This window comes from Agreia pratensis, assembly GCF_900177685.1.
GTDB classification, from domain to species: Bacteria; Actinomycetota; Actinomycetes; order Actinomycetales; family Microbacteriaceae; genus Agreia; species Agreia pratensis.
The window spans coordinates 423,207-434,803 of sequence record NZ_FXAY01000001.1 but is presented as its reverse complement, the minus strand read 5'-3'; the positions used below and the strand labels follow the sequence as shown (position 1 = coordinate 434,803).

Sequence of the window (11,597 nt, the reverse complement as noted above, 5' to 3'; positions counted from 1 at the left end):
CCGATACGCGGGGCGTGGGTTTGGCGGTGGCCCGCGCGACACGGGAGAATGGCCGTCATGGTCTATGAGTTCGAGCGCAAGCAGAGAATCGCCGTCCTCGGCGGCGGTCCGGGCGGGTATGACGCCGCTATTGCGGGAGCTCAGCTCGGTGCTGATGTCACATTGATCGAGCGGGTCGGCGTGGGCGGCTCCGCCGTGCTGACCGATGTCGTGCCATCGAAGACGCTGATCGCCACGGCCGAGGCAACGAACGCGATCGGCGAGGCCGCCGATCTCGGTGTGCAGTTCTTCACTCGCGGCGGCACGGGCAAGCCGGTGCGCCCCGAGATCGCCGTCAACCTCGCCGCGGTGAACAAGCGACTCCTCGGCCTTGCACGGCAGCAGTCCGAAGACATGAAATCCAGCCTCATCCGTTCGGGCGTGCGCGTCGTCACCGGCGAGGGCCGCCTCGACGGACCCAACTCGGTGATCGTCTCGACCTCGAAGGGCGAAGAGGGTACGGACTTCGACGAGATCGAGGCCGACACCATCGTCGTCTCAGTCGGAGCGAGCCCCCGAATCCTCGACTCCGCGGTTCCCGACGGAGAACGCATCTTCACCTGGACTCAGCTGTATACGCTGAAGACGGTTCCCGAGCACCTCATCGTGGTCGGATCGGGCGTCACCGGGGCCGAGTTCGCCTCGGCGTACACCGCGCTCGGTTCGAAGGTCACGCTCATCTCGAGCCGTGACCAGGTTCTGCCCGGCGAAGACGCCGACGCGGCCGCGGTGATCGAGAACGTGTTCAAACGCAACGGCATGACCGTGCTCTCGAAGTCACGCGCCGATTCCGTCGTGCGCACCGACAAGGGCGTCATCGCGACCCTCTCGGATGGCCGCACCGTCGAGGGCAGCCACTGCCTCATGGCCGTCGGCTCGATCCCGAACACCGAAGGCATCGGGCTTGCCGAGGCCGGCGTGCAGCTCACAGAGTCCGGTCACATCCGCGTCAACAGGGTTGCCCGCACGTCGATGCCGTCGATCTACGCGGCCGGCGACTGCACGACCTTCCTACCGCTGGCATCCGTCGCCTCGATGCAGGGCCGCACGGCCGTGTTCCACGCCATGGGAGATGCGGTGAACCCCACCGAGCTACGCAATGTGTCGTCGAACATCTTCACCCAGCCGCAGATCGCCACCGTCGGCTGGACCCAGCGTCAGATCGAAGAGGGCATCGCGCAGGGCGACATCTACAAGCTGCCCCTGTCGGAGAACCCCCGAGCCAAGATGATGGGCATCAAAGAGGGCTTCGTGAAGCTCTTCGCCCGCACCGGCTCGGGCACCGTCATCGGCGGAGTCGTCGTCGCTCCCAACGCGTCGGAACTGATCTTTCCGATCGCCTTGGCGGTAGAGCACCGCCTCACCGTCGATGCGGTCTCGCGCGCGTTCAGCGTGTACCCGTCGCTCTCGGGCAGCATCTCCGATGCGGCCCGCGCGATGCACATCGTTCTCTAGCGGTTCGCGTCCGGTCGCGGATGAGGAAAAACTCGCGGCACGCCGCCGTTTCCGGTGCGACATGCGGCCGCGACGAGCGCTTTCCTCATCTGTGAAGGGTGCGGAAGGGCTCTACCTAGTCGGCGATGTCGAGCAGCACGGTGCCCGACGACACCGTGGCGCCGACCGTGGCTGCGATGTTCGCGATCGTGCCGTCTTTGTGAGCGGCGATGGGCTGCTCCATCTTCATGGCCTCGAGCACGAGCACGAGATCGCCCTTGACGACCGCATCGCCCTCGGCGACGGCGATCTTGACGATGGTGGCCTGCATGGGAGCCTTGACCGAGTTGCCCGTCGCTGACGAGAATCCTGCAGCCGAACCGCGGCGCTTCGGCGCGGAGCCGGAGGTTGCCGCACGCGCGGTCGAGGAGCTGCCTCCGAAGCTGGCAGGCATCGCAACGGTGACGCGCTTGCCATCGACCTCGAGCACCACGGTCGTGCGCTCGGCCGCGGGAGCGGACTCCTCGAGCTCGCCCGACCAGGCCTCGATGTCGTTCACATACTCCGTCTCGATCCACCGGGTGAAGATGGTGAACGGCTGGCCATCCGCCGGCGCGAACGCGGGATCGCGCACGATCGACCGGTGGAATGGCAGTACGGTCGGCAGGCCGTGCACCTCGAATTCGTCGAGTGCGCGACGCGAGCGCTCGAGAGCGTCTTCACGAGAGCTGCCGGTGACGATGAGCTTGGCAAGAAGCGAGTCGAACGAGCCTGAGATGACGTCGCCGGCCCTGATGCCCGTGTCGATGCGCACGCCGGGGCCGCCCGGGGCGTTGAACGTGTGGATGGGGCCCGGGCTCGGCAGGAATCCGCGACCGGCGTCTTCACCGTTGATGCGGAACTCGAAGGAGTGGCCGCGGGGCGCGGGGTCGTCATAGTCGAGAACGCCCCCCTCGGCGAGACGGAACTGCTCGCGCACGAGGTCGATGCCGGTGACCTCTTCTGACACGGGGTGCTCGACCTGCAGACGGGTGTTCACCTCGAGGAACGACACCGTTCCGTCGGCAGCGACCAGGAACTCGCAGGTGCCGGCGCCCACATAGCCGACCTCTTTGAGAATGGCTTTGGATGCGCGATACAGCTCGGCGTTCTGGGCGTCGGTGAGGAACGGGGCCGGGGCCTCCTCGACGAGCTTCTGGTGGCGACGCTGCAGCGAGCAGTCACGGGTCGATACGACGACGACGTTGCCGTGCGCGTCTGCGAGGCACTGGGTCTCGACGTGCCGGGGCTTGTCGAGGTACTTCTCGACGAAGCACTCACCACGACCGAAGGCGGTGATCGCCTCGCGGGTGGCCGACTCGAACTGCGAGGCCACTTCGTCTTCGGTATAGGCGATCTTGAGACCGCGGCCACCGCCGCCGAAGGCCGCCTTGATGGCGACGGGGAGGCCGTGCTGTGCGACGAAAGCGAGCACCTCGTCTGCGCCGCTGACGGGGTCGAGGGTGCCGGGCGCGAGGGGCGCGCCGACCTTCTCGGCCACATGGCGTGCGGAGACCTTGTCGCCGAGCTTCGCGATGGCGGCGGGCGAAGGACCGATCCACACCAGGCCCGCGTCGATGACCGCCTGCGCGAAGGCGGCGTTCTCGGCGAGGAACCCGTAACCGGGGTGAATGGCATCTGCGCCGCTTCGCCGCGCGATCGAGAGGATCTTCGGAATGACGAGATAGGTCTCGGCACTCGTGGTGCCCTCGAGGGCGTACGCCTCATCGGCGAGCTGGGCGTGCAGAGCGTCTCGATCTTGATCGGCGTAGATGGCGACCGATCCGATTCCGGAGTCTTTGGCGGCCCGGATGACCCGGACTGCGATCTCGCCTCTGTTGGCTATGAGTACCTTGGTGATGCGCGGCATAATGCACCCAGCCTATTGGGCCGAGGTTGCCGTCCTTTGGCAGACACGGACAAAAATGCCGTGCAGACCCTGTGGGAACCTCTTATCGGACGACGTTTCGAAGCGACATCATGTCGATATCGATCTCGGCGAGCATGGTGCGGAGTGTTGGCAGGGACATGCCGATCACCGTGGACGGCGCCCCCGTGACCGAGCGGATGAACGGTGCCGCGAGCCCGTCGACCGTGAAAGCCCCAGCCACCTGCAGGGGCTCGCCACTCGCGACATACGCGTCGATCTCCTGCTCGGTGATGTCGGCGGCGAACTCCACCGAGGCGTGAGCTGTGGCGCCGAGCGCCCTGGCCGGCTCGCCGTTCTTGACCTCGATGATCCAGTGCCCCGAGTGCAGCGTGCCCGTCTTGCCCCGCTGCTCGAGCCATCTGTCGCGGGCGACCTGAGGCTCGTGAGGCTTGCCGTAGATGATGCCATCGAGCTCGAAGGCCGAATCGCCGCCGAGAATCACCCCGTCGATCGCCTCGCCATCCGGCTGCTGCCCGAGAATCGCCTCGGCCTTCAACCGGGCCAGCAGAGTGACCATCGCCGAGGCATCCAGTTCGCCGTTGGAATCGGTCGCGAGCCGCACGGCGGCCTCTTCGTCGACGTTCGACGGCACGACGACGGGTTCGATGCCGACCTGCCTGAGCAGGGCGAGGCGAGCCGGCGAGGTGGATGCGAGATAGAGGCGCACGGAGAGGACCGCCCTTTCGTATGGGATGCTCGAACCATGGCTGACGCGCAGGGAACACAGGTCGAGCTGGAGATTACCAACGTAGCCCACGGCGGAATATCGGTCGCACGACTCGATGGCCGCGTGGTCTTCGTCACGGACTCGCTGCCCGGCGAGCGGGTGATCGCACGCATCACCGACGACGAGCACGCCTCGTTCTGGCGGGCTGACACTGTTCGTGTGCTCGAGGCATCGCCTCATCGCGTGCCTCACGTCTGGCAGGCCGCCTCGATCGATCGTGACCCCGACAACAGGGCGGGCGGAGCCGAATTCGGCCACATCGACCTGTCGTGGCAGCGCGAACTCAAGCGTCAGGTCATCGTCGACTCGCTCAAGCGTTTCGCCGGTCTTGAACGCGACGTCGAGGTCGAAGCCGTCGACGGTGACGACGAGCGCGGCGGTCTCGGCTGGCGAACGCGCGTGCGACTGCACGTGGATGCCGATGGCCGCGTCGGTCCGTTCGCGGCCCGTTCGCATCGGGTCATCGCCGTCGACGACCTTCCGCTGGCGACGCCGGCGCTCGAGCACGAGGCCCCGCTCGGTGATCGAGTCGACGGCTCGGACTTTCCTGCCGACGGGTACATCGACCTGGTCGCGCCGTCGCAGGGAGCGCCTCGCTTCGTCACCTCGACGGAGACGCCGGAGAACGGGCGGGGCAAGCGCGCCGCAGCGAGGCGTGGGCGCAGTATCACCGAGGTGGTCGACGGGCGCGAGTTCCTGCTCGATGAGCAGGGTTTCTGGCAGGTGCACCGCTCAGCGGCGTCGACACTGTCTCGGGCGATCCGCAGCGAGGTGCTCGACGAGCTTCTCGATCCCGCCGCGTTCAATCTCGACCTCTACGGCGGCGTCGGGCTCCTCGCCGCGGCGCTGGGGGAGAAGGTCGGCTCGGGCCTGCGCATCACCAGCGTCGAAGGCAACGAACTCGCGACGGACTATGCGGCCGAGAACCTCAGCGAATTCTTCGGCGCGAACGCAGAGACGAACAGGGTCGACCGCTATCTGCGCCAGCTCGAGAAGAGTGCACAGGCTTCTGAGCGCGAGCGGTTGTCTCGCGCCACAGTGATCCTCGACCCGCCCCGCGCTGGGGCGGGCAAGCAGGTCGTCAACTCCCTGATCTCGCTCGACGTCGCTCAGGTCGTCTACGTCGCGTGCGATCCCGTTGCCTTCGCGCGCGACGCCGGGCAGTTCGAGCGCGGCGGCTATCGCGTGCGCTCGATGCGCGCGTTCGACCTCTTCCCTCACACGCACCATGTCGAATCCGTGGCAGTCCTCACGAAGGGCTGACCCTCGAACGCTCGAAGCGCACGTCCGTTACCATCGAAGTGACCCGCGGAGGGAAGGCCACCATGATTCCCGCAGACAAGACGGCTTCGGCCGATCGTCTCTCCGAAACGACGGTGCGCGTCGCGATCGTCGACGATCACGAATCGGTTCTTCTCGGGCTCAAGGCCGCGTGCCTTGAGGCCGGCTACGAGGTCGTCGCCGTTGGGCTGACTGTTCCCGACCTCATTCGCGCGCTCGGTACCCGGCCGTCTGACGTCGTCGTGCTCGACCTCAGCATCGGAGACGGGCTCAGTGTCACCCACAACGTCGAGGCCGCGCTAAACACCGGCGCATCGGTTCTCGTGCACAGCATCGCAGACCGCACCGCCAGCGTTCGTGAAGCGCTCGCGGCGGGTGCCGCAGGCGTCATCCCGAAGTCGGCGGCCACCAGTACGGTGATCGCGGCGATAGCCACGGTCGCTGCGGGCGGAGTGCTCAACAACCTCGAGTGGGCGAGCGCCATCGACGCAGATGCCGAATTCTCTCGGGCTCGGCTCACGGCCCGAGAGCGCGACGTGCTGCACCTGTATGCGGCCGGCCTGCCCCTCAAACTCGTTGCGGCTGAGCTGGGCATCGCCACACCGACCGCACGCGAATATCTCGACAGGGTGCGCGCCAAGTACGTGCAGGTGGGCCGCCCCGCTCCGACCAAGGTCGATCTCCTGAAGCGGGCCGTCGAAGACGGCATCCTGGCTCTCGGTGAGAACACCGACGGCAGGTGAGCGCATGTCTGCACCCGCTCGACCAGCGAGCACCGAGACCCGAGGACCATCGGCGCCTCCCGGCATCCTGAATCGTACGCGCGGCTCGATTTCGAGGGCGCGTATCGAAACCGTGATGAGTCGAACCGCGGGAGTCTTCGGTATCGTCTTCGCTCTGCAGGCCCTGCCCAACCTTCTCGCGTCGGGCGACTATCTCTCGCCGGGCTGGGCGATCGCGATGCCTGTTGTCTTGTTCACCGGCATGTTCGCCGTGCTCATCACCAGCATCGTCGCGCGCGGAGTCGCCATCGCCGCGGGTGCGATGGCGACCGTGTTCGTCTTGTCGCTCGTGCTCTGGCCGGCAGCGGTGATCCAGCCGAACGAGACCGCGCCCACTGAACCATGGCTGTGGTACATCGTGACGGTGGCGACCGCCTACGCCGCGATCGCCTTCAACGTCTGGCTCGCCGGGCTGTACGTCGTGGTTGTGCCGATCATGTACGCGATCCTGCGTGCCCTGCCTTCCGGCGGAGGAGCGGATCCCGGCCTCGCAGCCCTCGACGCGCTGTATGTCTTCATCTTGGGCGCCTTCATCCTCATTCTGCTCACGACGTTGCGCAATGCCGCCGATCGCGTAGACCAGGCCCAGCAGGCGGCCATGCTGCGCTACTCCGTCGCCGTGAAACAGGATGCGATGGAGGCGGAGCGTCTGCACGTCGATGCGCTCGTGCACGATCGCGTACTCACGACCCTGCTGTCGGCATCGAAGAGCAACAGTGCCATGGAACGCGATCTGGTCGTGGAGATGGCGCGGGATGCGCTCCGAGCCCTCCACTCGTCGGGAGAACCCGGCAAACCCGGATTCGAGACCACGCTCGGCGAACTGGCCGAGCGCCTCGCCAATGCAGCCCATGTGCTCTCGCCCGGGTTCGACTACGCCCACGGGTCGATTCCGCAGCGCACCGTGCCCGGAGACGTCGCCGAGGCGGTCTTCTCCGCTTCTGTGCAGGCGATGGTCAACAGCCTCCAGCATGCCGACGATCCCACGGCCGACAAGGTCGCGATCGAGCGCACGCTCTCGGTTCACGCAGACAAGGGAGAGGGCTTCACCGTGCAGGTGTCGGACACCGGTGTGGGCTTCGATCCCGCTCAGGTTCCGCAGGAGAGGCTTGGGCTGCGCGTCAGCATCCGCGAACGCGTCGCTACCGTGGGGGGAGCCGTGCAGATCCAATCGGTTCCCGGCGGCGGCGCCTCGATCGTGATCATATGGCCCGACCCCAACGGCGAGACCACCGCTGAGCACATACGACGCGCCTTCGATCTCGGCGAGCAGGCCTCATGATCTCGTCGCCCAGATTCCTCGTCATCGGTCTCGCGGCCCTGTTCTCCGCGTACCACCTGGTTCTCGCACTCTCATCGATCTCGGTGCCGCGCGACCCCGCACCCGTCGTTGTCGCCATGGTCCTGTATGCGGCTGCCACCGCGGTGAGCCTGTGGGCTCCCACGGCGAAACCGATGGCGGGGTGGAATGCGGCACTCAACGTAGCCGTCGGCCCCGTTCTCTCGATCCTCGTTCTGTCACAGCTCGATCCGCACGCCGCGAACGGGTACGCGACATGGTTCGTGGCCGGGGTCTTCACGCTGCTCGTGATCACGATGGTGCGCGGCCAGCCCGTGTTCGCGTGGATCGGTGTCGGCGTCACGGTGGTCGCAATCGTGGTGTGGGCGGATCCCCTGGCACTGATCCTGACCGGCGTCTTCGGAGGCGCTATGTGGGTGGCGATCGCACACGCCCTGTCGATCGCGCTGGTGCGTGCCGAGCAGGATGCCGCCCAGTACGCGCGCGCCGGTATCAAGGCGGCCGAGTGGCAGGCCAACCAGGAAGCGCTTCTCTACGAGCGCAGGCACCGCCTCGAGCAGATGGACAAGCTGGCAGCTCCGATGCTGCGTCGCATCGTCGCATCCGGAGGCGACCTCGGGGCCGACGAGCGGCGCGAGTGTCTCCATCTCGAGGCCGCGATCCGTGACGAGATCCGAGGCCGGCTGCTGCTCACCGACGACGTGCGCGCCGAGGTGATGGCCGCTCGCCGACGAGGCGTGCATGTCACGATGCTCGACGACGGAGGGCTCGACGCGCTGCCCGAGATGGACAGGCTCGCAGCGCTCGCCGAGCTCGTCGACGTGGTCGGCGGAATCGAGGCCGATCGACTGATCATCAGGACCGGCACGGAGAATTCGGACACCGCCGTGTCGGTTGTGGGCCTTCGAGAGACCGGCGACGACGGAACCGCGGCCGCGCTCGGCGACGACGATGGCGACGACGAAGTCACCTTGTGGCACGAGATCCGGAGGCCGTGAGCGCACGCGGTCGAATGTAAAAGTGGGGCCGACGGTAATCCATCGGCCCCACAGTTACGAATCCGAGTCAGAGCACTAACCCGAATAGTGCTCTGACTCGCCCCCAGTTCACTGCCCGCTTACCCTAGATGGCAATGGACTGGCGATGTTCATCCCGAAGGAGAACACCTAGCAAAGTCATCATGACTCGACTCGCCTATACGACACCAGTCGGCATAAATGAGGACACGCTTTCGAAAAGCGCTGAAACCCAGCATCGGCGCGGCTGGAACCGCATAACCGCTACGTCGCGCGGCGCCATTCACCTGCACCCGGGTGGATGGGCGTGCGCAGGTCGCGGCGCGACTTCTCCCAGCCGGTCACCGTGGGCGCGACCGCCTCGTTCGACACGTCGGACGTATTCGCGATAGCCGCCTGGAGCACCGCCGTGACCGCCGCGATCTGCTCGGGCTCGAGGTTCGGCGTGGTGATCGTGAACTCGATCGGCTCGGGGGCTGCTGCGTGGCGCGGTGTCGATTCAGTCACGAACTCGAGGCTACATTAGGAGCACGACCTGGGGGAGGGCCGGATGTCTGTGACGCTCGGATTCATCGCGCGGTACCTGCGTACGATTCCGTTGAGCGTCGGGTTCGCCCTGCTCCTCATCGTGACGTCGGTAGTGAGTGGCACCGTTTACGACTTCGTGTACTTCGACTCGGCCGAGGAGACCTGGGGCGCAGGCGTCACGACCGCGTCGAACGGTCAGTGGTGGACATTCGTGACCGCCCTCTTCATTCCCGGAGATCCTGCACAGCTGCTCGCCGGGGTCCTCCTCTCGCTCGTGCTTCTCGGAACGGCCGAGCGAGCCATGGGTGCGCGGCGACTGGTCGCATCGTTCCTGGTCACGGGCATCCTCGGCCTCGTCGTCGGTGTCTTCTTTCAGTGGATCGGCAGTCTTGCCGGCGAATGGTGGGCGGTCGGCACGTCTCTCGACCTCACCCTCGACCCTCTGACACCGATCGTCGGGAGCCTGCTCACGGCATCCGCGTTTCTGTCGGCGCTGTGGCGGCGTCGCATACGAGTCGTGAGCTTCTCGATTCTGCTGATGTTCGTGCTCTACGACGGCGACTCGTCGAACTCGTACAGGTTGTCGGCAGCTGTGCTCGGCCTTCTTCTCGGGCGGTTGCTGGCACGCCGCGGCGAACCCGTGGCACCCCAACGCAGTTCGCACGGAGAGGTTCGCGTGCTGCTCGCGACGATCGTGGCGGTCACCGCGGTCGGCCCGGTGATCGCGCTCATCAACCCCGACGGGTTCGGTCCGTTCGCTGCGGCCAGCGAGCTGTTCCGCACATTTCCCGACGCGGCGGCCACGACGTCTCAGTGCGCCGGAGCGACGAGCGCCAGCTGCGTGCACCAGCTGGCCCTGCTGAGCCTCGCCGGCCCCGGTCCCGTGCTGCTCACCTTCATTCCGCTGGTCTTGCTGCTCGTGGCCGCGTGGGGTCTTCGCAAGGGTCGTCGATTCGCCCTGTGGCTCGCCGTGCTGGTAAACATCGCGTTCGCACTGCTCGCGTGGTTCTCGCTCGACGTCATGCAGACCCTGCAGACAGAGGGTGCGGGAGGGCCATCGCTCGACGTGGTCGACTACGTGGTCTGGCTCGGGAGCGCCGTCGTCGTGCCGATCGTGGTCTCAGCTGTGCTGGTGGCCCGTCGAGTTCACTTCGACATCAGAGCGCCGCGCGAAGCGCTCATCCGATTCACGCTCGTGTCGCTTGTGGCGCTCGTCGCGCTGTCGGTTCTGTATCTGGTCGTCGGATGGCTGACGCTCGGCAGCTACGTGCCGGATGCGACGCTGCCGCAGCTCACCGCAGACGTCTTCCGGCGCTTCATACCGGTGAACTTCCTCGGCACCACGGGCCACGTGATGGTGCCGCGAGACGAGCTGACCCGGGCGATCTTCCACTGGGTGGGTCCGGTGTTCTGGGCGATCGTGGTCGCGGGCATCCTGAGGGTGTTCTCGGCCACGGATCAGATCGTTCGGGTTGGCGATCCTCAGCGGTTCAGAGCGCTGCTCAAGCGCGGTGGCGGCGGCACCATGGGGTGGATGGGAACCTGGCCCGGCAACGTCTACTGGTTCAGCGCCGACGGTGACGCGGCCGTGGCGTACCGCGTGATCAATGACATCGCGATCACCATGAGCGACCCGGTGTGCAGCGACGACCGGGCTGCGCAGACGATCCGCGAGTTCTCCGAGTTCTGCGACGCCAACAGCTGGACTCCGGTCTTCTACAGCGTGCATCCGCAGTTCTTGAGTTCGTTCGACGACCTGGGATGGCAGTACATGTCGGTCGGCGAGGAGACGCTCATGCATCCGGTGACCCTCGATATGGCGGGCAAGCCGTGGCAGAAGGTGCGCCAGGCTCTGAACCGCGGAATCAAGGAGGGGCTCACGACAGAATGGCTGAGCTACGACGACCTCACACTCTCGCAGTCGAATCAGATCAACGCGATCTCCGAAGCCTGGGTCTCTGAGAAGGAGTTGCCCGAGATGGGATTCACTCTCGGCGCCTTGGAGGAGATCAAAGATCCCGACGTGAGGCTGATGCTCGCGGTGAACCCGGAGGGGGCGATCCAGGCGGTCACGAGCTGGCTGCCCATGTATCGCGACGGGGTGCCCGTGGGCTACACCATCGACTTCATGCGCAGGGCCGACGGAAGCATGAACGGAACCATGGAGTTCCTCATCGCGTCGGCCGCGCTGGCCATGCAGAAAGACGGTATCGAGGTGCTGAGCCTGTCGGGTGCGCCGCTCGCCTCCAAGCCCTTGGCCGCGGGCGAGGAGCCGCCGGCGCCGACCGTGATGACGGGCCTTCTCGAGTTCCTCGCCAAGACGCTCGAGCCCGCCTACGGCTTCTCGACGCTTTTCCGGTTCAAGGCGAAGTTCAATCCCACGTACGAGACGATCTACATGGCGTACGCAGACCCGATGGAGCTGCCGGCGATCGGCGCCGCGGTGGGCAAGGCCTACCTGCCGACGGTGTCGGCCAAGGAGGCGGTCTCGCTGGTGCGCACCCTGGCTGCGAAGAAGTAG

9 protein-coding genes are annotated in these 11,597 nt (G+C 66.3%); 6 read left to right on the top strand and 3 right to left on the bottom strand.

What is annotated here, in order from left to right:
- The first annotated feature begins 57 nt into the window (after nucleotides 1–57).
- Nucleotides 58–1,494 carry an NAD(P)H-quinone dehydrogenase gene (locus B9Y86_RS02075; protein ID WP_085483699.1) on the top strand — a complete coding sequence of 479 codons (1,437 nt, stop codon included), beginning with the start codon at nucleotides 58–60 and terminating at the stop codon, nucleotides 1,492–1,494.
- A gap of 115 nt (nucleotides 1,495–1,609) precedes the next feature.
- Here B9Y86_RS02075 and B9Y86_RS02070 read toward each other — a convergent pair whose 3' ends face one another.
- Nucleotides 1,610–3,382 (bottom strand): acetyl/propionyl/methylcrotonyl-CoA carboxylase subunit alpha, encoded by a 1,773-nt coding sequence (locus tag B9Y86_RS02070; RefSeq protein WP_085482465.1) that lies wholly within the window; start codon nucleotides 3,380–3,382, stop codon nucleotides 1,610–1,612.
- Between the two features lie 82 nt (nucleotides 3,383–3,464).
- A complete protein-coding gene (locus B9Y86_RS02065; protein ID WP_085482463.1) occupies nucleotides 3,465–4,109 on the bottom strand; it encodes a Maf family protein in 645 nt (214 codons plus the stop codon).
- A 36-nt stretch (nucleotides 4,110–4,145) separates the two neighbouring features.
- Between B9Y86_RS02065 and B9Y86_RS02060 the strand changes: the two genes are divergently transcribed.
- The 4 genes from B9Y86_RS02060 (at nucleotide 4,146) to B9Y86_RS02045 (ending at nucleotide 8,530) form a co-directional block, all read left to right on the top strand.
- The gene (locus tag B9Y86_RS02060) at nucleotides 4,146–5,432 is read left to right on the top strand and encodes a class I SAM-dependent RNA methyltransferase (protein ID WP_085482461.1); all 1,287 of its coding nucleotides are present in this window, start codon (nucleotides 4,146–4,148) and stop codon (nucleotides 5,430–5,432) included.
- 62 nt (nucleotides 5,433–5,494) lie between these two features.
- Complete coding sequence (locus B9Y86_RS02055) at nucleotides 5,495–6,193, top strand: response regulator transcription factor (RefSeq protein WP_085482459.1); 699 nt, start codon at nucleotides 5,495–5,497, stop codon at nucleotides 6,191–6,193.
- A 115-nt stretch (nucleotides 6,194–6,308) separates the two neighbouring features.
- Complete coding sequence (locus B9Y86_RS02050) at nucleotides 6,309–7,514, top strand: ATP-binding protein (RefSeq protein WP_176223224.1); 1,206 nt, start codon at nucleotides 6,309–6,311, stop codon at nucleotides 7,512–7,514.
- Nucleotides 7,511–8,530, top strand: a complete 1,020-nt coding sequence (locus B9Y86_RS02045) for a hypothetical protein (RefSeq protein WP_085482455.1) — start codon at nucleotides 7,511–7,513, stop codon at nucleotides 8,528–8,530. Before B9Y86_RS02050 ends, B9Y86_RS02045 begins: the two co-directional genes overlap by 4 nt.
- A 282-nt stretch (nucleotides 8,531–8,812) precedes the next feature.
- Here B9Y86_RS02045 and B9Y86_RS02040 read toward each other — a convergent pair whose 3' ends face one another.
- Entirely contained in the window at nucleotides 8,813–9,055 is a 243-nt protein-coding gene (locus B9Y86_RS02040; protein WP_085482453.1) for an acyl-CoA carboxylase subunit epsilon, read from the bottom strand.
- Nucleotides 9,056–9,098: 43 nt separating this feature from the next.
- On the opposite strand from B9Y86_RS02040, the gene B9Y86_RS02035 reads away from it, so the two are divergent.
- Nucleotides 9,099–11,597 (top strand): bifunctional lysylphosphatidylglycerol flippase/synthetase MprF, encoded by a 2,499-nt coding sequence (locus B9Y86_RS02035; protein ID WP_085482451.1) that lies wholly within the window; start codon nucleotides 9,099–9,101, stop codon nucleotides 11,595–11,597.

Coding starts and splice junctions, on each gene's coding strand:
- B9Y86_RS02075 (WP_085483699.1), top strand. CDS start 58: ATGGTCTATGAGTTCGAGCGCAAGCAGAGAATCGCCGTCCTCGGCGGC.
- B9Y86_RS02070 (WP_085482465.1), bottom strand. CDS start 3,382: ATGCCGCGCATCACCAAGGTACTCATAGCCAACAGAGGCGAGATCGCA.
- B9Y86_RS02060 (WP_085482461.1), top strand. CDS start 4,146: ATGGCTGACGCGCAGGGAACACAGGTCGAGCTGGAGATTACCAACGTA.
- B9Y86_RS02055 (WP_085482459.1), top strand. CDS start 5,495: ATGATTCCCGCAGACAAGACGGCTTCGGCCGATCGTCTCTCCGAAACG.
- B9Y86_RS02050 (WP_176223224.1), top strand. CDS start 6,309: ATGAGTCGAACCGCGGGAGTCTTCGGTATCGTCTTCGCTCTGCAGGCC.
- B9Y86_RS02045 (WP_085482455.1), top strand. CDS start 7,511: ATGATCTCGTCGCCCAGATTCCTCGTCATCGGTCTCGCGGCCCTGTTC.
- B9Y86_RS02035 (WP_085482451.1), top strand. CDS start 9,099: ATGTCTGTGACGCTCGGATTCATCGCGCGGTACCTGCGTACGATTCCG.